Here is a 21852-nt window from a genome sequence, read left to right as displayed (position 1 = left end):
AACTTAGTTCTAGCCAGTGCAACTAACCATACACAAACACGTTAAACGAATCACTTCTCAATTATATTAATAATTCTATTTCACAGGAATTTGCTTCAAAATCTCTAAAACAAACTTCCAATATTTTTGAGCCGATGAAATTTGCGCCCGTTCATCTGGTGAGTGTGCGCCTTTAATGTTTGGACCAAAACTAATCATATCCATATTCGGGTAATTAGTCCCAAGAATACCACATTCTAAACCTGCATGACATGCGGCAACGTGTGCTTCTTCGCCGTTCATATCTTTATAAATTTTAGACAATACTTTTAAAATAGCAGAATCCATATTTGGTGTCCAACCTGGATATTCCCCAGAGAATTCCACTTCACAACCAGTTAACTCAAACGTAGCGCGAAGTGTATTTGCTAAATCCATTTTAGAGCTCTCAACCGAGCTACGCGTTAAACAACTAATTTTAATGTTGCCATCTTTAACAATAACTCGAGCTATATTATTAGACGTTTCAACCAAATCTGGAATATCGGCACTCATTCTATAAACCCCATTTAAAGCGGCGTACAACGCTCTGGTTAAACCTTCTTGAACACCTAAATCCATTATTTTATTTGGAGTATCTATTTTAGAAACTGTAATTTCTAAATCGGGTTCCATGGTTTTAAGTTCAGTTTTAATGGTTTCGGCTTGTTGTTTCATTTCTAACAAAAATGCATCTTCGTGTACGGCGTCAATAACAACAATAGCTTTGCTTTCCCTTGGAATAGCATTACGTAAACTACCACCATCAATCTCTGAAATTCGTAATCCGAAATTCTCAAAACCATCAAATAAAACACGATTTAAAATCTTGTTAGAATTCCCTAAGCCTTCGTGAATTTGCATTCCTGAATGTCCGCCTTGTAAACCTTTTATAGTAATTTCGTAGCCTATTTTAAACTCAGGAGTTTCTTCTTCACTATACGTTCTAGTTGCTGTAACATCTACTCCTCCAGCACAACCTACTCCAATTTCGTCATCTTCTTCGGTATCTAAATTTAAAAGGATTTCTCCTTCAAGCAAACCACCTTTTAAACCCTTTGCGCCAGTCATTCCGGTTTCTTCATCTATAGTAAATAAAGCTTCAATGGCTGGATGCTGAATATCGGTGCTTTCTAAAACCGCCATAATGGTGGCAACGCCTAAACCATTATCGGCCCCCAAAGTGGTTCCTTTTGCTTTTACCCAATCGCCCTCAACAAACATATCGATGCCTTGAGTATCAAAATCGAAATCGGTATCGTTATTTTTTTGGTGAACCATATCTAAATGCGATTGCATTACAATAGCTACTCGGTTTTCCATTCCAGCGGTTGCTGGCTTTTTTATAATAACGTTCCCCACTTCGTCTTCAATGGTTTCTAAACCTAAGTTTTTACCAAAATCTTTCATAAAGGTAATGACGCGTTCTTCTTTTTTTGAGGCGCGTGGTATGGCATTTAAGTCGGCGAATTTATTCCAAAGTTGTTGTGGTTGAAGTTGTCTTATTTCTGAACTCATTATTGTTTTTTATTAAGTGGTGTAAAGGTAATAAAAATGAGTAGATTTTGGCAGCCACCCAATTAACTTACCAGTGTTTGTTTTAAAAAATACAACAAAGACAAAAAGCAAAAATAAAAAAAGAAAAAAACACACATAAATAAACGAATGCCATTGGGTATAAATTTTTATTACTTTTGAAAGATGCTAAAGAATAAGAAAACGATTATTTCGCTTTTACTAATTCCGCAATATGCATTGGTAAAGTGGTTGGCGCATTACCCAGTGTTTGTGGAAACCTATTACAGCAATGGTTTGTATCCGTTTATTTCTAAAATTTTTAGATATGTTTTGGGTTGGTTGCCGTTTTCGTTTGGCGATTTAATTTATGCTTTTGCTATTATTTATGCGGCAAGATGGGTGTATAAAAACAGAAAACAATTACGAAAAAACACGAAACAGTGGTTTGTTAATGTCTTTGCTGCGCTATCTATTATTTATTTTGCGTTTCATTTGTTGTGGGGTTTAAATTATTACAGGCTTCCGTTGCATAAAAACCTGAATTTAAATCGCGATTACACAACCGATCAGTTAGTTTTTGTGACTAAAAAATTGATTGAAAAATCGAATGCATATCATTTAAAAATAACAAATAACGACACCATAAAAGTTGATATTCCGTTTAGTAAATCTGAAATTTTTAAGCATACCCAAAATGGTTATGATAATTTAAAACAAATATTTCCGCATTTAGAATATCATCCAAAAAGTGTAAAGAAATCGTTATTCAGCTATCCATTAACGTACATGGGTTTTAGTGGCTATTTGAATCCGTTAACTAATGAAGCACAAGTTGATGCCCTTATTCCTGTTTTTAAATTCCCCACAACTACGGCACACGAAATTGCACATCAATTAGGTTATGCTGCCGAAAATGAAGCAAACTTTATTGGTTTTTTAGCAACTATAAATAACGATGATGTTTACTTTAAATACACAGGTTATACGTTTGGGTTACGTTTTTGCTTGAATGAAATTTACAGACGAGATGAAGCTTTATACGAAACCATTGTTGCCGATGTAAATATAGGTATTTTAAAAAATTATGAAGAAGTACGCTTGTTTTGGGAAGCACACCAAAACCCAGCCGAACCTATATTTAAACTTTTTTATGGCAACTTTTTAAAGGCTAATAGTCAAACCAAAGGCATGGAAAGTTACAGTTATGTGGTGGCTTTATTAGTTAATTATTTTGGGAATACCTCTTTGTAATTAGTGTTAAATAAATCTTAATAAACGATAACTATCTTCTTAATTTATATCTTTAGAAAGATAATTTTTAACTAACCAAAATAATGATAAAAAAGCAATTTTTAATTTTCACGCTTTTGTGTAACTTGTCTTTGTTTGCACAAGATTATTTTCCTAAAAATGATGGCGTTACAGCAAAAAACACAAATTACACCGCTTTTACGAATGCCAAAATTTATATCACTCCAACACAAATTATTGAAAAAGGAACTTTACTTATTAAAGATGGGGAAATAGTAACTTCTGGAACTTCAGTAAACATCCCTAAAAATGCAGTAGTTATTGATGTTTTAGGTAAAAGTATTTACCCTTCTTTTATCGATATGTATTCTAGTTTTGGAGTTGAAAAGCCTAAGCGACCGTCGAGCAACAGTAGAACGCCACAATACGATGCGAGTAGAACGGGGTATTATTGGAATGACCACGTCATGCCTGAAAATAAAGCAAGTGAAAAGTTTAATTATGATTCTAAATCGGCTACCGAATTACTCAAAGCTGGTTTTGGCGTAGTAAACACCCACATTCAAGATGGTATTGTTAGAGGTAGTGGAACACTTGTTGCACTAAACAATAAAAACGGCAACGAAACTAGAATTTTAGATGAAAGTTCTGCACAATATCTATCCTTTAGAAAAAGTGTAACCTCAAGACAATCCTACCCTGGCTCTATAATGGGAAGTATGGCGTTATTACGACAGCTTTATTTAGATGCCGATTGGTATGCAAAAGGACAAAACAAAACCAAAGATTTATCAATTGAAGCTTTAAACAACAACAAAGATTTAGTTCAAATTTTTGATGCTGGCAGTAGAGCAAGTATTTTAAGAGCAGATAAAGTAGGTGATGAGTCTGGCATACAATATGTTATTCTTGGTGGTGGTGATGAATATGAACGTATAAATGATATAAAAGCCACAAATGCCTCATTAATTATTCCTTTAAATTTCCCTAAAGCTTATGATGTTGAAAATGCTTTTTTAGCATCAACACTATCGTTAGCAGATATGAGAGCATGGAATCAAAGACCAATAAATCCAAAAATTTTAGCAGAAAACAACATCACATTTGCGCTTACAACACACAGTTTAAAATCGCCTAAAGACTTCAAATCTAATTTGATAAAGGCTATAAAGCATGGTCTTTCTAAAGAAAAAGCATTAGAAGCTTTGACTATAACTCCTGCACAACTATTAGGGAAATCTAATATGATTGGTTCACTTAAAAACGGCAGTCAAGCAAATTTTTTAATTACTTCAGGCGATGTTTTTGATGAAAAAACAACACTTTATGAAAATTGGGTACAAGGAAAACAAACCGTTTTAGAAAACATGAACACCGAAGATATTACTGGTGATTATGAATTTTATTTAACTAGTAATTCATTTAAAATGAACATTAGTGGTGAACCTAATAAATTAAAAGCAAAAATTACTTCTGCAGAAAAAACACGCGGTTCTAAAATAACATTTAAAGATGAATGGATAAATATTGCTTTTACAACTGTAGATTCTACTAAACAAGAATTTATTAGAGTTGTTGCCAATGTAGATACCAATAAAAATCTTAATGGAAAAACGATTATGCCTAATGGTAACGAATTTCCTTTTTATGCAAAATATATTGAAAAAGAAATAGATTCAATTTCTAAATCAAAAGAAAAAAAGGAATCAGAAGAAGAAAAAATATTTCCTATAACTTTTCCTAACAATTCTTATGGATTCGAAGAATTGCCAAAAGCTGAAACACTTCTATTTAAAAATGCAACCGTTTGGACCAACGAAAGTGATGGTATTTTAAAAAACACAGATGTTTTAATTAAAAACGGAAAAATTGCAAAGATTGGTCAAGATTTATCTGATAGTAGCGCCAAGGTTATTGATGCAAAAGGTAAGCACTTAACAGCGGGAATTATTGATGAGCATTCTCATATTGCTGCAGTATCCATTAATGAAAGCGGACAAAATTCTTCAGCAGAAGTTTCCATTGAAGATGTTATTGATGAAACTGATGTTAATATTTACAGGAATTTAGCAGGGGGTGTAACTTCAATTCAAATATTGCATGGTTCTGCTAATCCAATTGGAGGGCGTTCCGCAATCATTAAATTAAAGTGGGGAGAATCAGCAAATAATTTGATTTATAAAAAAAGTCCGAAATTCATCAAATTCGCTTTAGGAGAAAACGTAAAACAAACACGTGCTCAAAACAATGTTCGTTTTCCACAAACTCGTATGGGTGTTGAGCAAGTATATATGGATTATTTTACCCGAGCAAAAGAATATGATGCCTTAAAGAAAAGTGGCAAGCCTTATAGAAAGGATATTGAATTAGATGTTCTTGCCGAAATTTTAAATAAAGAGCGTTTCATTTCCTGTCATTCGTATGTTCAAAGCGAAATAAATATGCTTATGAAAGTTGCCGAAAAGTTCAACTTTAACATCAACACCTTTACTCATATTCTCGAAGGTTATAAAGTAGCCGATAAAATGAAAGCACATGGTGTAGGTGGCTCCACATTTAGCGATTGGTGGGCCTATAAATACGAGGTAAACGATGCCATACCTTATAACGCCGCCATCATGCATGATGCAGGAGTAACCGTGGCAATTAATAGTGATGATGCAGAAATGTCTCGTCGTTTAAACCAAGAAGCCGCTAAATCGGTTAAATATGGAGGTGTTAGTGAAGAAGAAGCATGGAAATTTGTAACGCTAAATCCTGCAAAACTTTTACATATTGATAGTCGTGTTGGTAGTATTAAAGTGGGTAAAGATGCCGATGTTGTACTTTGGTCAAACCATCCGCTTTCAATTTATGCTAAAGCAGAAAAAACACTTATTGAAGGTGTTACGTATTTTGATTTAGAGCAAGATAAAATGATGCGTTCTAAAATTAAAAAAGAAAAAAATGAACTTATTAATATGATGATGCAAGCCAAAAACAAAGGTTTAAAAACGCAGCCCATTAAAAAGAAAATTAAAGAAGATTTACACTGCGATTCTATTGATAATGAACACCAACACTAAAATTTATTTCAATGAAAAATTTAAAATTTATATTTATACTCATTTTAACGTTGTGTTCTTCAGTAGTAATAGCACAAGAAACACCAGCTCCAAAACAAACTAAGGCCATAACCATTGAAGGCGCTACTGCTCATTTAGGTAATGGTAAAGTTATTGAGAATTCACTTATCATGTTTAATGAAGGTAAAATCACTTTCATTGGAAGTGCTTTAATGAAAATTGCTCGTGTTGGTGAGATTATTGATGGAAAAGGCAAGCACATATATCCGGGGTTTATAATACCAAACTCAACTTTGGGTTTAGTAGAGATTGACGCTATAAAAGCATCTGATGATGATGCCGAAATGGGTACATGGAATCCACATATAAGAAGTTTAATTGCTTACAACGCCGAATCTAAAGTTGTGGAATCTATGCGGCCTAACGGTGTTCTTTTAGGGCAAATCACACCTCGTGGGGGTCGTATTTGTGGTACCTCATCAGTGGTTCAATTTGATGCTTGGAATTGGGAAGATGCGGCCATAAAAACTGATGATGGCATTCATATAAATTGGCCTAATAGTTTCACTAATGGTCGCTGGTGGCTTGGTGAAGACCCAGGACTAAAACCAAATAAAGAATATAAAAACCAAATTACGGAAATAGCAAACTATTTTAAAGAAAGTAAAGCTTATAACAAAGGAATTAACACTGTAACTAATTTACCTTATGAAGCGTTGCAAGGTATTTTTAATGGTTCTAAAACACTTTATATAAATGTCGATGATGAAAAAGGTATTACCGATGCTATACGTTTTTCAAAAGAAAATGGCGTTAAAAACATGGTTGTTGTAGGCGGTAGAGAAGCCTATAAAATTGCCAACCTGTTAAAACAAAATAACATTTCAGTTTTATTACAACGCGTACACTCTAGACCAAGTAATGACGATGATGATTACGATTTACCTTATAAAATGGCAAAACTTTTAGTTGATAATGGTGTTGTAGTAGCGCTTCAAGCTAGCGGACAAATGGAGCGAATGAATTCTAGAAATCTACCATTTTATGCGGGTACCACAGTTGCGCATGGCTTAACCAAAGCACAAGCGTTACAGCTTATTACTTTAAACCCTGCTAAAATATTAGGAATAGATAATAATTACGGAAGTTTAGAATCTGGTAAAAGCGCAACTTTATTTATTAGCGAAGGCGATGCTTTAGATATGCGAACCAATATAATTACTCATGCCTTTATTGATGGTAGAGAAATTAGCCTTGAAACGCACCAAACTAAACTTTGGAAACGTTATTCTGAGAAATATAACAATCAATAAAACGAATGTGTTCTTTTTTTAAAGTTAAATTATTTTAAAACAATTACTTTTGCTTGCTTTATGAATAAAGAAATTACAAGCATTCAAAACACTTTTATAAAACAACTTGCACAATTAAAAGACAAGTCGCGCGAACGCAAAAAAACCAGCACGTTTTTAATTGAAGGCCAACGCGAAATCTCGTTAGCCATTAAAGGAAATTACGAGCTTGAAACCATTTTATTTTTTCCTGAATTATTTCCTATTGAAGACCTAAAACATCTAACGGAAGATGTCAGGTTGAGCGCAGTCGAAACCTCAATAAACACCATAGAAATTTCAAAAGAAGTCTATCAAAAACTAGCCTATCGCGATACTACCGAAGGTATTTTAGCCGTAGCAAAAAGCAAAAAGCATACGGTTTCAGATATAGAATTTAGCACCAAAAGCCCATTGATTTTAGTAGCCGAAGCCCCAGAAAAACCAGGCAACATTGGTGCCATTTTACGAACTGCCGATGCTGCCAATGTAGATGCTGTAATAATCGCGAACCCAAAAACCGATTTGTACAATCCTAATATTATAAGATCTAGTGTGGGTTGTGTGTTTACCAATCAAATTGCAACGGGCAGCACCGCTGAAATTATTGGGTTTTTAAAGTCTAAAAATATTAATATTTACTGTGCGGCGTTGCAAGCTTCAGTTGAATATCACAGACAAGATTTTACTAAACCAACGGCTATTATTATGGGGACTGAAGCTACGGGTTTAAGTAACGAATGGCTAGAAAACTCAACCCAAAATATTATTATTCCCATGCAGGGCGAAATAGACTCCATGAATGTATCGGTTGCGGCTGGAATCCTTATTTTTGAAGCGAAAAGACAGCGGGGTTTTAAATGATACTCCTACTGTCAGTCTGAGCGCAGTCGAAGACCAATATAAACTATAAACAACAATGCACTTCGTTAAGCTACGCTTGCTATCTTCATTCAAAATATTATATAAAACAATTTAAAACAAACGGTTACAAAATGCATTTCTATTACGTTTATATTCTAAAATGCTCTGATGGTTCTTATTATACAGGAATCACAAATGACTTAGAAAAACGAACTAAAGAACATACTCATGGAAAATATAGAGATTGTTACACTTACAAAAGAAGACCGATAGAAATAAAATTTTATGAAACTTTTAATAATGTGTTACAAGCCATATACTTTGAAAAGAAAATCAAAGGGTGGACACGCGCAAAGAAAGAAGCTTTAATCAGCGGGGATTTTAATATGCTTCAAATATTGGCTGAATGTAGAAATGCAACTCATTACAAGTATAAAGGTAAATAAGCACTTCGACTGCGCTCAGTGTGACATATAGTTTTTATTTTTGCTTTTTAGAATTTTAATATTGGAATTTTACTTTTTTATGACAGCAAACACATTATTTTACATCATCATCGGAATTATTGTTATCAATTTTATAATTGATAAAATTCTCGATGCCTTAAATGCAAAACATTTTAACGATGCACTTCCTAAAGAATTACTAGATGTTTATGACGATGCTGAATATAAAAAATCGCAAAACTACAAAGCAACTAATTATAAATTCGGATTACTAACCTCAACATTTTCTATCCTTTTAACTTTAGGGTTTTTGTTTTTTGATGGTTTTGAGTTTGTAGATAATATCGCTAGAAGTTACAGCGACAACTCCATCATTATTGCTTTGATTTTCTTCGGAATTATAATGATTGGTAGTGATATTTTAACCACACCCTTTTCGTATTACAGCACTTTTGTTATTGAAGAAAAATTCGGATTTAATAAAACAACCGTTAAAACTTTTTTCGTAGACAAGCTAAAAGGTTGGTTGATGATGGCGATTGTTGGTGGCGGCATTTTAGCATTAATTATTTGGTTTTACAACATTACAGGAAAATACTTTTGGTTGTATGCTTGGGGAGTAGTTGCGGTATTTACATTATTTATGAATATGTTTTATTCTAAATTAATTGTTCCACTTTTTAATAAACAAACCCCTTTAGAAGAAGGTACTTTACGTGATAAAATTTCTGCGTATGCTAAAACCGTTGGTTTTAAATTAGATAAGATTTTTGTAATTGATGGCTCTAAACGAAGTACCAAAGCCAATGCTTATTTTTCTGGATTTGGAAGTGAAAAGCGCGTCACACTTTATGATACCTTGATTAATGATTTAGATGATGAAGAAATTGTTGCTGTTTTAGCACACGAGGTTGGGCATTATAAAAAGAAGCATATTATTTTTAATTTGTTTGCTTCTATTTTATTGACCGGATTGACGCTTTATATTTTATCCTTATTCATTTCAAATCCTTTGTTATCACAAGCTTTGGGGGTTGAAATTCCAAGTTTTCACATTGGTTTAATTGCTTTTGGGTTACTCTACTCGCCTATTTCTGAAATTACGGGATTGATTATGAATGTCTTCTCAAGAAAATTTGAATATCAAGCAGATGATTATGCCAAAAACACTTATAAAGCTGAACCATTAATTACCTCATTAAAAAAACTATCTAAAAATAGCTTGAGTAATTTAACACCACATCCTGCTTACGTGTTTATGCATTATTCGCATCCTACACTTTTGGAACGGATTGGGAATTTAAGGAAATAAGATTGAAGCACTTTGTCGTTTCGACGTAAGGAAAAACCACATAGTTTTTACCCCATAATCCTGTCTGCCAACAGACAGAGACGTTAATGCTCAAAATGGTTTACACCTATTTTAATTTCATAAAAAATGGTAACTAATTCGTTTAACGGCGGATATAAACAATTGTTAAATAACAATTTATATCCCTCAATTTGTTTACAATTACAAAAACATCTCACCTTTAGTTAACTCCTCTGTTAGTAACTTCTTCATTTCCAGTGATGTATTTTAAAAATAAATCGTTATTTTATTAAATCTAAATAGTTTAATTTTAAAAGAGAAAGAATGGAATACTACTGCAATTTAAGCGGAAAACCTAGTGTAAGGGCTTTTAATATACACAAGGCGGAATTCTAGTTGAATTTAAAAATGGCGGAATTTATGAATATACAAATTCTAGTGCTGGAATAGATAAAATATCAATTATGAAAACTCTAGCAAAAAAAGGTTCTGAATTAAATCGTTTTATAAACCTTGAAATAAAATATTTATACTCACGCATATTAAAATAACTAACATTGAAAAAAAAGAATAAAAATACCTTAGTTGAAATAAGAAAATTGCTTGCGAATATAAATGCAAGACAACGCAGCTAAACCATACACGAACATGCTAAACGAACTTCATTTTTTTGACAAAACTTTTTAGTTAATAACTCCTAACAATTCTACTTTAAAAACCCTTTCTAAATTCCTATTTTGCGTTTTTAATTTAAAGATAAATAAGTGAAAGTCTGTATTGCCGAAAAACCAAGTGTTGCTAGAGAAATCGCCTCCGTTTTAGGTGCAAATACTAAATGCGATGGCTATTACGAAGGCAATGGATATGCAGTAACCTACACTTTTGGGCATTTGTGTACACTTAAAGAACCCAACGACTATAAACCCTATTGGAAAAGCTGGGACTTAAATAATTTACCCATGCTTCCTGAAAAATTTGAAACCAAAGTGGTGGTAAATTCGGGTATTCAAAAGCAATTTAAAATTGTAAAAAGTTTATTTGATAAAGCCGAATTGGTTATAAACTGTGGCGATGCGGGGCAAGAAGGAGAACTCATCCAACGTTGGGTAATGAATGAAGCCAATTACAAAGGCGAAGTACAGCGCCTGTGGATTTCATCATTAACTACCGAAGCCATTAAAGAAGGGTTTCAAAATTTAAAGCCATCAACAGATTACGATAATTTATACTACGCAGGATTTTCCAGAGCCATTGGCGATTGGCTATTAGGTATGAATGCGACTAGGTTGTACACCGTAAAACATGGTGGTTATAAACAAGTATTGTCGGTTGGCCGTGTGCAAACACCAACCTTAGCCATGGTTGTAAATCGGTTTAAGGAAATTGAGAATTTTAAACCACAGCCATATTGGGAACTGCAAACACTTTATCGTGATACACTTTTTAGTTACGAAGACGGACGTTTCCTTAAAAAAGAAGATGGTGAAGCTTTAGCTAATAAAGTAAAAGAAAGCGATTTTGAAATAGAATCCATCACTAAAAAGAAAGGAAAAGAATACGCGCCAAAACTGTTCGATTTAACAGGTTTACAAGTGTATTGTAATACTAAGTTTGGGTTTTCGGCAGATGAAACGTTGAAGATTGTTCAAAAATTATACGAACAAAAAGTAGTCACTTATCCGAGAGTTGATACGACATTTTTACCAAACGACGTGTATCCGAAAGTGTCGGGTATTCTTCAGAAATTAACAAACTATTCAAAATTAACACAACCACTTTTAGGAAAGAAAATAAAAAAATCTTCCAAAGTTTTTAACGATAAAAAAGTAACCGATCACCATGCTATTATTCCAACAGGTATTCAAATTAATTTGCAATACAATCAGCAACAGGTTTACGATATTATTGTAAAGCGTTTTATTGCGGTGTTTTATGATGATTGTATAGTATCCAACACCGCCATTTTAGGAAGTGCAGCAAAAGTAGTTTTTAAAACCACAGGAAAAGAAATTTTAGAAAAAGGTTGGCGCATTGTTTTTGAAAACCCGAATGCAAAAGAAAAAGAATCGGGGATTTTACCAACTTTTGTAAAAGGAGAGAAAGGGTCACACGAGCCATCGTTTTTAGAAAAAGAAACCAAACCACCAAATCAGTTTACTGAGGCTTCTTTATTACGTGCTATGGAAACTGCTGGTAAACAGGTTGACGATGAAGAATTACGTGATTTAATGAAAGAGAATGGTATTGGGAGACCATCAACGCGAGCTAATATTATTGAAACCCTTTTCAAAAGAAAATACATAAAACGTAATAAAAAGCAGGTACTGCCAACAGTTACTGGTATTCAGTTGATAGATACAATTCAAAATGAATTATTAAAATCTGCCGAACTTACAGGCTCATGGGAAAAGCAATTAAAAGATATTGAAAAGGGCGAGTTTAGTGCAGGTGCATTTATAAAAAACATGAAACGTATGGTAGATGCTTTGGTTTACGAAGTACGAAGCGAAACCAAACGCGCCAACATATCGCAAGCTACGGTAATTAAAAATAGAGCCGTAAAAGCAACGGTTAAAAAGCAAGCAGGAATTACTGCCGAGGTTTGCCCGAAATGCAAAAAAGGACAGCTTTTAAAAGGTAAAACAGCTTATGGCTGTAGTGCTTATAATGATGGCTGTGATTTTGTGTTGCCTTTTAGTTTTGCTGAAAAAAAAATATCTGAAAAACAATTTGTGCGATTGCTTCAAAAAGGAAGCACTGTTAATTTAAAAGGCTTTAAAACTGATGTTGGAGCTGTTGAAGGTTTGCTTAGATTTGATGAAAATTTTAAATTAAAATTGGAGCCTAAAAAGACTTCTTCGAAAGCGAAAAAAGATAAATTGTCTTGTCCGAAGTGTAAAAAAGGGACGGTTATAAAAGGGAAAACCGCCTACGGATGCAGCGATTACAAATTGGGTTGCGATTTTAAAATGACTTTTAATGTTGTTAGAGCGAAAATAAAGGGACAAACACCAACCAAGGAATTGGTTCATAGTATTTTGAATGGAAGCATCTAAATCCCATCGCCATTTTATAATCTATAAACCTTATGGATATTTAAGTCAGTTTAAAAGTCAAGACTCCAAACAACAATCAAAAAAGTTTTTAGGTAGTCTTTATAATTTCCCTGAAAACACGATGGCTATTGGTCGCTTAGATGAAAAATCGGAAGGTTTATTATTGATTACGACCGATGGTAAAATGAGCGATTTTATAAACAGCCAAAAAGTAGAAAAGGAGTATTATGCACAAGTTGATGGTACTATTTCTGCGAAAGCGATAGAGCAATTAAAATCTGGAGTAGAAATTGGTTTTAATGGCAAAAAGTATCAAACAAAGCCATGCAAAGTAGTTAAACTAGGTAAAGTACCAGAGTTGCCAAAACGCTCTCAGAAAATTCGTGACGATAGACACGGGCCAACATCTTGGGTATCGATTACTTTAAACGAGGGTAAGTTTCGTCAAGTTAGAAAAATGACATCAGCAGTTGGGTTTCCTACGTTGCGGTTGGTTCGTACTCGGGTTGGGAACATTCAACTTGGTATAATGCAAGTTGGTGAAGTTGTTGCCGTTGATAAATTTGTATTATAGAGATTGATTTGTCATCGTGAGGAGCTTTTCGTAACGAGACAATGTGTTTAATATTTGCTAATCTTTTTATATGATACAAATTTAAACTCTTAAAATTAAATAAAAAACACCACAGCCGTTTTCCTTTTGTAAAGGCGATCACACTTCTAGCTTCTTAAGCTCTTTGTAGTTTCGATTTAAACGCTTTAATAGAATACCATAAACTAACCAATAAAACAGCAGTAAAACCCCAATGGCAACTACTAATAGTAATATAGTAGCGATTATAATGCCTGCGTAAAACTTAAAGGCTTCACCATTTGCTGCGGCTTGATTGACTTGATCTATAACTTGCTGGTCTCTGTCAAACTCTAGGAATAGCACAACTATGGTCGATATGACCAGATAAATTAAATTAAAAGCGACATATTGTTTTACCGTTTTTCTTGTTTTAAGAATGTTTTCCATTAAAACTTTAGCATTGTCTGTTGCAGAAATTGTTTTGTAATTTTTAAAAAACAAATAGAAAAAATAGGCTAAAATAATATAGCCAATTATCATTAATGGAATAAATACAGCATCGGCATCATACTGATCAAAGCGTTTCATGCTTTCGGTATCCTTTAAGAAAAAAGATATAAAAGTCCATAAAGCAAACTCAAGTAGGCTTATAATAAATATCCACTTGACGATGGAAGACGATTTTTTTAATATCATCTTATAAATTTCGTTATAAGATAATTTTGGAAACTTATTATCGCCTTTATTCCAGTCTTTTTTTAATAAATCTAATTCATCCATATTGTTACGGATTTAGTATGGTTCTAAGCTTAGTTTTTATTCTATTCATTTTAACACGTGCATTTACCTCGCTAATCCCCATTGTTTCACTAATTTCTCTATAGTCTTTGTCTTCTAAATACAAGAAAACAAGTGCTTTTTCAATATCATTTAATTGATGTACAGCTTTGTAAAGTACTTTTAATTGCTGCTCTTCAGTATCATCATAATCTTCTGCCTTTATTTTAAACTCAACGCCTTCAAAATCTTGAGTGTTTATACTGCGCTTAGATTTTCTGTAAAGCGTTATAGCTGTATTTAATCCCACACGGTACATCCAAGTGCTAAACTTAGCATCACCACGAAACTTTGGGTAAGCTTTCCAAAGCTGTATGGTTATCTCTTGAAATAAATCGTTATGAGCATCATAATTATTAGTATACAACCTACAAACTTTGTGTATAATATTCTGATGCTTTTCTAGCAATTCAACAAAGCTATGTTCTAGTTCTTTATTCAATTTGATGGTTTAGTTATAAGGTAAGTAGCTTAAATATTTAAAATGTTACACAAAGCTTAAAATAATATTTAAAAGTAGTGTGTAAATAGCATATATATTATATTTGTAATATAATATTTTTAGGTGTTTTTATGAATATTCCCCAATCAAGTTTACCAAGAGTTGTTATTATTGGAGGTGGTTTTGCTGGTATTAATTTAGCAAAAACCTTAGCTAATAAAAAAGTTCAAGTTGTACTAATTGATAAGCGTAATTATCATACATTTCAACCTTTATTATACCAAGTGTCTTCTGCTGGCTTAGAACCAGATTCTATTGCTTACCCTTTAAGAAAGGTAATTAAAAAACATAAAAACACTTTTTTTCGTTTAGCAAAAGTTGAAAACATTGATGCTGAAAATCAGGAAATTACTACTAGTATTGGGGTTTTGAGTTTTGATTATTTAGTAATTGCAACTGGAACAAAAACCAATTATTTTGGCAATAAATCGATTAAAACCCATAGCATGCCTATGAAGAAGGTGCCACAGGCTTTAAATATTAGAAGCTTAATTTTACAAAATTTTGAAGAAGCTGCGATAACAGGTGATAAAGAACTTCGTAAAGCATTGTTGAATTTTGTAATTGTTGGTGGCGGTCCTACGGGTGTCGAGCTTGCAGGAGCTATAGCAGAATTAAAAAATCATATTCTGCCTAGAGACTATCGTGATTTAATTCCTGCCGATATGCAAATTTACTTATTAGAAGGCGGTTCGAGAGTGTTACCATCAATGAGTGAACATGCATCAAAAAAAGCAGCTCGATTTCTTACTAAATTAGGAGTGCTTGTACATTGTAATACGTTTGTTAAAGAATATGACGGTAAAAAAGTATCTACTAATTTAAGTTTAGAATTGCAGTCTGAAACTTTAATTTGGGCAGCTGGTGTTACAGGAAATCCAATTACTGGACTTCATGCAGAATCTCTTATTGATCGAGCAAATCGATATAAAGTAAATGCGTTTAATCAAGTAGAAGGTTATACAAATATTTTTGCTTTGGGAGACATTGCTTTAATGCAAACGGAAGACTATCCAAATGGCCATCCGCAAGTGGCTCAACCTGCTATTCAACAAGGCGCACTTTTAGGAAAAAATTTGATAAAATTAATTGAAGGAAAAGCTCTTAAAAAATTCAAATATAAAGACAAAGGCTCGATGGCAACTGTGGGTAGAAACAAAGCCGTAGTAGACTTAAAGCATTATAAATTTGCAGGGTTTTTTGCTTGGTTTGTATGGATGTTTATTCACCTTATGGCACTGGTTGGTTTTAGAAATAGAGTAGTGGTTTTCTTTAATTGGTGCTACAATTACATCAATTTTGATAAAGCAGCGCGCCTAATTATACGTCCATTTCATAAATTAAATTGATACTTTAAATTTTGTTAATCAATTGTCTGATTAATAATTTGTTAATATGCAACAATAGATTTTGTCTATTGTTGTTTTTTAATACCAAAAACGATAAATAATTGAGCAATTGAGTAGGTAAGCATAATACTAATACTAGAAAAAGGTAATGGCGCATAAAATTTATTTAAAGCCAATAAACTATCCGAAGTTATAAAAAAAAGCGCACCTAAAAAAACTAAAATATAACTGTTTTTTGACACACTTCCTTTTCGTGAAAATGCTGCGACTACCATTAATAAAATAACAAACATATACACAATTACTGGTAACATTAAATCGTCCAATCTATCCTTTAAAAAGTAAAATAATATAGTAGCATAAAGGAGTAAAATAACGATAAAAGGTAGTGTGTTATTTGCAGTGCTTTTCTTCTTTAAGAATACAAAAACATACATAATGTGCGCTACCAAAAAAGCGATTAAACCACCTATGAAAAAGTTGGCAGATGTATTTACAAACATTAAAAGAATATCGCCTAATAATGAGAAAGATAATGCTAAAAGTGTAAACCGCTTTGTGTTTACATCAAGGTTTTGAGAATGCTTCCAAAAGAAAATAATTAACGAAATTAAAATTAAAGGCTTGGTAAAATAATGGTAAGTATTTAAGCTTTCAACGGAGTCGCAAACCAATTCTGCTATAACTATAATTAAGAAAATAAATGAAAATAATTTCTCTGTTTTGGTTAGCATGCAATTATCTATTTATTCAAATATATTCAATTCATCATTAAAATGTTACAATTCGGTTAGTATTAGTTTTTTCAACATGGGTTATGTTTCAAATTTGCTTCATCAACAAATAACGAACACATCACTAATCAACTTTAAAAATGAAAAAGCTATTATTAATTTTAAGTTTAATTATTTCAAGTCAGTTTTTTGCTCAAAGTGTTATTAATGGAAAAGTTACCGATAACAAAGGTTTACCAATCACAGGAGCAAATGTTTATTTAGATGCTACTTACGATGGTAGTACAACCGATGAGAATGGTTTATTTTTTTTTAAAACAGAAGAAACAAGCACTCAAACCTTAGTTGTATCTTTTCTGTCTTATGAGACGTTTACAATGGTTGGTGATGTTTCATATATGAAAGATTTAACTATTAAACTTAGAGAAGACATTGGTGCTTTGGATGCTGTGGTTTTATCTGCTGGAACATTTGCTGCAGGCGATAATAGTAAAGTTAACGTGCTAAAACCATTAGATGTAGTAACCACAGCAAGTGCTTTAGGCGATTTTGTTGGTGCTTTACAAACTTTACCCGGAACCACAACAGTTGCTGAAGATGGGCGTTTATTTGTTCGTGGTGGGGAAGCCGAAGAAACTCAAATATTTATAGATGGTATTCGTGTGTTTACACCGTATTCGCCAACAACTAATAATACACCAACTCGTGGTAGGTATTCGCCATTTTTATTTGATGGCATCACATTTTCTACGGGTGGTTACTCTGCAGAATTTGGACAAGCACTATCAAGTGTATTGTTATTAAATACTATTGACGAGCCAGATCAAGAAAAAACAGATATAGGAATTATGAGTGTTGGCGCAACACTTGGAAATACTCAAAAGTGGGATAAAAGCTCGCTAAGTGTTAATGCATCTTATATAAATTTAGCGCCTTATATTGCTTTGTTTCCAGATAGGAATGATTGGAAAAAGCCTTTTGAAACACTTTCTGGAGAAGCCGTATTTAGAAAGAAAACCGATTCAGGGTTATTTAAACTTTATGGTGCTTTTGACACTACAAATTTTGAATTAACTCAAGAAGATATTAATTATAGCGAGGGTTTAGATTTTAAACTAAAAAACAAAAATTTATATGTTAACGGTTCATATCAAGGTGTTTTGAATGATAACTGGACTTTATTTGGAGGTTTAAGCTATACTCACGGAAATAACAATATCAATATTATGGATAGTGATATTAAAGATTCAGAAAACTCAGTACACGCAAAACTTAAATTTAAAGATAGAATAAGCAACCGCTTTAAACTTTACTTTGGAGCTGAGTATTTTGCAACAGATTTTGATGAAACTTATGCCGATGATTTAGTTAATCCTGTAAGCTATGGATATAACGATAATATTGCAGCAGCATTTGCAGAGGCAGATATTTTCTTATCTAAAAAACTTGCCTTTAAAACAGGATTACGTGCAGAATACGTTGAGCTTTTTAAAGATTTTACTTTAGCTCCTAGATTGTCGTTTGCTTATAAAACATCTGGGAAAAGTCAATTGTCATTAGCTTATGGTAATTTTTATCAAAATCCATCAAGTTATATTTTGAAGTTTAATCAAAATTTAAAACCACAAAATACATCACATTACATTTTTAACTATCAATATAATGCCGATAGAAAAATATTTAGGGCTGAAGCTTATTACAAGAAGTATGATAATTTAGTTAAGTTTAATGATGAGTTTCCAGATTTTAATAGCACTTATAATAATGAAGGTAATGGTTTTGCAAAAGGTATCGATTTCTTTTGGAGAGATAGTAAAAGCATCAAGAATTTTGATTATTGGCTAAGCTATTCATTTTTAGATACCAAACGAGATTACAGAAATTATCAAACTGAAGCACAACCAAACTTTGCGAATACACATAACCTTTCAGTAGTTGGTAAATATTGGATTAACGATTGGCGCAGTCAAGTAGGATTTAGCTACGGTTTTGCATCAGGAAGAACATATACCAATCCTAACGAACCAGGGTTTTTAAATAACAAAACAAAAGCTTATAACAGCTTAAGTGTGAATTGGGCATATTTAATAAGTCCGCAAAAAATACTATATGCTTCGGTAAACAACGTATTAGGTTTTAAAAATGTTAATGGTTATCAATATGCCAATGTGCCAAATGTAAACGGCTATTTTGAAAGACGTGCGTTGCTGCCTGCAGCAGATCAATTCTTTTTTGTTGGCTTCTTTTGGACGATTAGTGAGGATAAAAAAAGCAACCAATTGGATAATTTATAGACCTATTCTTTAACCGACATGTTTATATATTTTTGATCAAGTGCTTTGGAGTCTTTATACTTTACTCGTAATGCCTCAAGTTTTATTTTTAACTCTTTTACTATATCGGTATAATCAGGATTGTTGTAAACATTATTCATTTCCTGAGGGTCTTTTAAACGGTCATAAAGCTCCCATTCATTTATATCATGATAAAAATGCACTAATTTATATGCTTTGTTAACTATACCGTAATGTCTTTTAACAGTATGTTCCCCAGGATATTCGTAGTAATGATAATAAACCGCATCACGAGTCCATTTTTCGTTTTCACCTTTTAGTAAAGGAATTATACTTTCTCCTTGCATGTCTTCAGGAGCATCAATTTGAGCGGCTTCCAGAAAGGTTTGAGCAAAGTCTAGATTTTGTACCATTTCATCGTTTGTTGTTCCAGGTTTTATTTGATTTGGCCAACGAATTAATAAAGGTGTTTTAAACGATTCATCGTATATAAAACGTTTGTCAAACCAACCATGTTCTCCAAGATAAAAACCTTGATCGGATGTATATACTACAATAGTATTTTTAGCTAAGCCACTTTCATCTAAATAATCTAAAACACGCCCAACATTATCATCAACAGATGAAATACAACCCAGATAATCTTGCATATAGCGTTGGTATTTCCATTGCATTTTTTCTTTATCATTCAACGTAGGCCAATTGTTTTTAAACCATGTGTTGATAGAATCTATTACTGGGTCGTATAATTTTCTTTGCTCTTCATTAAATCTATTATAGGCACGATTAAATCCATTAATAGAAGGAATCTTAGGTTCAACACCTCCCATGTCTTCAATAGTTTTAGGGCTTATTTTTGAATCGTGACCATATTTCATATGGGTTAATAAATTCATTTCTGCTGTTCTTGCAGCTGTTCCTCTATTAGAATAGTCATCAAAAAGAGTTTCTGGTTCTGGGAATGTTTTTTTAGTAAACGCCTTAAACTTTTCTGGATGTGGCCACCATGGTCTGTGTGGGGCTTTATGCAAATACATCATCATAAAGGGCTTTTCTTTGTTTCGTTTTTTGTCTAACCAATTAATAGTAAAATCTGTAATGATGTCGGTAACATATCCAGTCACGGTAGTGTCTCCTTTTTTGGTTATAAATTTGGGGTTTAAATAATTACCTTGCCCTGGTAAAATCATAAAATCATCTACACCTTTTGGATTGTTACCGAAATGTAACTTTCCATACATAGCAGTTTCGTAACCTGCTTTTTGAAAAAGTTGAGGGAACGTAACTTGAGTAGTATCAAAAGGCATTAAATTATTAATCTTTCCATTTATATGAGTGTGTTTCCCGGTAAGAATTGTAGCTCTTGAAGGTGCACAAATAGAATTTGTAACACAGGCATTAGTAAACAACATGCCCTCATTTGCAATTCTATCAATGTTTGGAGTATTTATTAGCTTGTCGGAATATGCACTAATGGCTTGATAAGCATGATCATCAGACATTATAAAAAGAATATTTGGTTGTTGCGTAAGATCTTTTTTCTTTTCTGAGCAAGAGTGTAAGATTAAAAACCCGATTAAATAAAACAAGAATGCATGATTGATTTTTATTAAACCCATTTTATAGAAAGTGTTTTGTTTTAAACAAAAAATGAACAACCAAGATAATAAAATAGCAGGAGTTTTAATTATTCTATTTCATTTAGATTTTTAATTTTTTTTATGCTTTAATTGTTTCTCACATGACAAATGTCATAGTATTTAGGGGTGTTTTATAATAATTTTAATCCCATAAAATGTATGAGTCATGAAACCCAAAAAGAACCCAGAATTAGAGATAGGACGCAACAGTAGTCTATATTTTGCTATAGGTTTAAATTTAATGCTGTTTTTATCTTGGCAAGCTTTAGAATACAAAACTTACGATAAAGACCTTGTATCTATTGATGTATTAAATGTTGACGAAGAATTAGAGGAAGATATTCCCATTGTAAATATTAATACGCCACCACCGCCACCGCCACCGCCACCTGCAGTAGTAGAAACAATTACTATTGTTGAAGATGTTGAAGATGTTGAAGAAACTATAATTGAAAGTACTGAAGCTAACCAAAACGATGCGGTTGAAGAACGTATTGTAGATGTAAGTGATGTTGATGTTGAAGAAGTAGATGAAGACGTAGAAGTGCCTTTTGCTGCTATTGAGGATGTACCTGTATTCCCAGGCTGTGAAGGTCAACCAAGAGATAAAATGAAAGATTGTTTTCAAAAAAAGATACAAGAGCATGTTGTTAAAAATTTCAGATACCCTGAATTAGCTACAGAAATGGGTATTCAAGGTCGAGTTTCTGTGATATTTGTTATAGATTCTAAAGGATTTACAACCAAAGTAAGATCAAGAGGGCCAGATAAAATTTTAGAAAAAGAAGCTGAAAGAATTATTGGCTTATTACCAAAAATGACACCAGGAAAACAGCGTGGTAGATCTGTAAAAGTAAGTTATGCTGTGCCTATATTTTTTAAACTCCAAACGAGTTGAAAAGGGGTTGTAAGTGGTTTTATCAATGTAAAAAAAGGCAATCTATTTTTTAGATTGCCTTTTTAAGTTAATAAAGGTTATCTTTTTAATTCCAATGTTTTACAGTATTATTCTGAAAAACTACCTTTCTAAATTCGCTTGGTTTTTTGCTATTTAAAAGTTT

16 protein-coding genes are annotated in these 21852 nt (G+C 32.7%); 11 read left to right on the top strand and 5 right to left on the bottom strand.

Annotated elements, in window-relative coordinates:
• Positions 1-75: 75 nt before the first annotated feature.
• Positions 76-1536 (bottom strand): aminoacyl-histidine dipeptidase, encoded by a 1461-nt coding sequence (locus tag AADI82_RS05120; protein ID WP_341215379.1) that lies wholly within the window; start codon positions 1534-1536, stop codon positions 76-78.
• Between the two features lie 183 nt (positions 1537-1719).
• On the opposite strand from AADI82_RS05120, the gene AADI82_RS05115 reads away from it, so the two are divergent.
• From AADI82_RS05115 to AADI82_RS05080, 8 genes are all read left to right on the top strand, one after another.
• Positions 1720-2787 carry a DUF3810 domain-containing protein gene (locus AADI82_RS05115; protein WP_341215378.1) on the top strand — a complete coding sequence of 356 codons (1068 nt, stop codon included), beginning with the start codon at positions 1720-1722 and terminating at the stop codon, positions 2785-2787.
• 83 nt (positions 2788-2870) lie between these two features.
• The gene (locus tag AADI82_RS05110) at positions 2871-5852 is read left to right on the top strand and encodes an amidohydrolase family protein (protein ID WP_341215377.1); all 2982 of its coding nucleotides are present in this window, start codon (positions 2871-2873) and stop codon (positions 5850-5852) included.
• 11 nt (positions 5853-5863) lie between these two features.
• Positions 5864-7165 (top strand): amidohydrolase family protein, encoded by a 1302-nt coding sequence (locus AADI82_RS05105; RefSeq protein ID WP_341215376.1) that lies wholly within the window; start codon positions 5864-5866, stop codon positions 7163-7165.
• A 60-nt stretch (positions 7166-7225) separates the two neighbouring features.
• Positions 7226-8047 (top strand): RNA methyltransferase, encoded by an 822-nt coding sequence (locus AADI82_RS05100; RefSeq protein ID WP_341215375.1) that lies wholly within the window; start codon positions 7226-7228, stop codon positions 8045-8047.
• Positions 8048-8178: 131 nt separating this feature from the next.
• Positions 8179-8493, top strand: coding sequence for a GIY-YIG nuclease family protein (locus AADI82_RS05095; RefSeq protein ID WP_341215374.1), 315 nt, complete (start codon positions 8179-8181; stop codon positions 8491-8493).
• A 79-nt stretch (positions 8494-8572) separates the two neighbouring features.
• Complete coding sequence (locus AADI82_RS05090) at positions 8573-9805, top strand: M48 family metallopeptidase (RefSeq protein WP_341215373.1); 1233 nt, start codon at positions 8573-8575, stop codon at positions 9803-9805.
• Between the two features lie 764 nt (positions 9806-10569).
• Positions 10570-12861, top strand: a complete 2292-nt coding sequence (locus tag AADI82_RS05085; RefSeq protein ID WP_341215372.1) for a DNA topoisomerase 3 — start codon at positions 10570-10572, stop codon at positions 12859-12861.
• Positions 12848-13435 (top strand): pseudouridine synthase, encoded by a 588-nt coding sequence (locus tag AADI82_RS05080; RefSeq protein ID WP_341215371.1) that lies wholly within the window; start codon positions 12848-12850, stop codon positions 13433-13435. The genes AADI82_RS05085 and AADI82_RS05080 overlap by 14 nt, the downstream gene beginning before the upstream one ends.
• Positions 13436-13573: 138 nt before the next feature.
• On the opposite strand, the gene AADI82_RS05075 is transcribed toward AADI82_RS05080, so the two are convergent.
• Entirely contained in the window at positions 13574-14215 is a 642-nt protein-coding gene (locus tag AADI82_RS05075) for a hypothetical protein (protein WP_341215370.1), read from the bottom strand.
• Positions 14216-14219: 4 nt separating this feature from the next.
• On the bottom strand, positions 14220-14714 hold the full coding sequence (locus AADI82_RS05070; RefSeq protein ID WP_034043876.1) for a sigma-70 family RNA polymerase sigma factor: 495 nt from the start codon (positions 14712-14714) through the stop codon (positions 14220-14222).
• A 131-nt stretch (positions 14715-14845) separates the two neighbouring features.
• Between AADI82_RS05070 and AADI82_RS05065 the strand changes: the two genes are divergently transcribed.
• Positions 14846-16123, top strand: coding sequence for an NAD(P)/FAD-dependent oxidoreductase (locus AADI82_RS05065; protein ID WP_341215369.1), 1278 nt, complete (start codon positions 14846-14848; stop codon positions 16121-16123).
• A 65-nt stretch (positions 16124-16188) separates the two neighbouring features.
• Here AADI82_RS05065 and AADI82_RS05060 read toward each other — a convergent pair whose 3' ends face one another.
• Entirely contained in the window at positions 16189-16857 is a 669-nt protein-coding gene (locus tag AADI82_RS05060; RefSeq protein WP_341215368.1) for a lysoplasmalogenase, read from the bottom strand.
• Positions 16858-16997: 140 nt separating this feature from the next.
• On the opposite strand from AADI82_RS05060, the gene AADI82_RS05055 reads away from it, so the two are divergent.
• Entirely contained in the window at positions 16998-19151 is a 2154-nt protein-coding gene (locus AADI82_RS05055) for a TonB-dependent receptor (protein WP_341215367.1), read from the top strand.
• 2 nt (positions 19152-19153) lie between these two features.
• Here AADI82_RS05055 and AADI82_RS05050 read toward each other — a convergent pair whose 3' ends face one another.
• On the bottom strand, positions 19154-20770 hold the full coding sequence (locus AADI82_RS05050) for a sulfatase (RefSeq protein WP_341215366.1): 1617 nt from the start codon (positions 20768-20770) through the stop codon (positions 19154-19156).
• Between the two features lie 187 nt (positions 20771-20957).
• Here AADI82_RS05050 and AADI82_RS05045 point away from each other — a divergent pair, with 187 nt between their 5' ends.
• Positions 20958-21689, top strand: a complete 732-nt coding sequence (locus AADI82_RS05045) for an energy transducer TonB (protein WP_341215365.1) — start codon at positions 20958-20960, stop codon at positions 21687-21689.
• Positions 21690-21852 lie beyond the last annotated feature (163 nt).

The sequence above is a fragment of the uncultured Wocania sp. genome (assembly GCF_964021735.1).
GTDB lineage: Bacteria > Bacteroidota > Bacteroidia > Flavobacteriales > Flavobacteriaceae > Wocania_A.
The sequence above is the reverse complement of the archived record's forward strand: the minus strand, read 5'-3'. Positions and strand labels throughout refer to the sequence as shown.

What these genes read in the sequence shown, in the direction of transcription:
- AADI82_RS05090 (WP_341215373.1), top strand. Translation starts at nt 8,573, where the DNA reads ATGACAGCAAACACATTATTTTACATCATCATCGGAATTATTGTTATC.
- AADI82_RS05060 (WP_341215368.1), bottom strand. Translation starts at nt 16,857, where the DNA reads ATGCTAACCAAAACAGAGAAATTATTTTCATTTATTTTCTTAATTATA.
- AADI82_RS05095 (WP_341215374.1), top strand. Translation starts at nt 8,179, where the DNA reads ATGCATTTCTATTACGTTTATATTCTAAAATGCTCTGATGGTTCTTAT.
- AADI82_RS05050 (WP_341215366.1), bottom strand. Translation starts at nt 20,770, where the DNA reads ATGGGTTTAATAAAAATCAATCATGCATTCTTGTTTTATTTAATCGGG.
- AADI82_RS05065 (WP_341215369.1), top strand. Translation starts at nt 14,846, where the DNA reads ATGAATATTCCCCAATCAAGTTTACCAAGAGTTGTTATTATTGGAGGT.
- AADI82_RS05105 (WP_341215376.1), top strand. Translation starts at nt 5,864, where the DNA reads ATGAAAAATTTAAAATTTATATTTATACTCATTTTAACGTTGTGTTCT.
- AADI82_RS05075 (WP_341215370.1), bottom strand. Translation starts at nt 14,215, where the DNA reads ATGGATGAATTAGATTTATTAAAAAAAGACTGGAATAAAGGCGATAAT.
- AADI82_RS05100 (WP_341215375.1), top strand. Translation starts at nt 7,226, where the DNA reads ATGAATAAAGAAATTACAAGCATTCAAAACACTTTTATAAAACAACTT.
- AADI82_RS05045 (WP_341215365.1), top strand. Translation starts at nt 20,958, where the DNA reads ATGAAACCCAAAAAGAACCCAGAATTAGAGATAGGACGCAACAGTAGT.
- AADI82_RS05055 (WP_341215367.1), top strand. Translation starts at nt 16,998, where the DNA reads ATGAAAAAGCTATTATTAATTTTAAGTTTAATTATTTCAAGTCAGTTT.
- AADI82_RS05110 (WP_341215377.1), top strand. Translation starts at nt 2,871, where the DNA reads ATGATAAAAAAGCAATTTTTAATTTTCACGCTTTTGTGTAACTTGTCT.
- AADI82_RS05080 (WP_341215371.1), top strand. Translation starts at nt 12,848, where the DNA reads ATGGAAGCATCTAAATCCCATCGCCATTTTATAATCTATAAACCTTAT.
- AADI82_RS05120 (WP_341215379.1), bottom strand. Translation starts at nt 1,536, where the DNA reads ATGAGTTCAGAAATAAGACAACTTCAACCACAACAACTTTGGAATAAA.
- AADI82_RS05115 (WP_341215378.1), top strand. Translation starts at nt 1,720, where the DNA reads ATGCTAAAGAATAAGAAAACGATTATTTCGCTTTTACTAATTCCGCAA.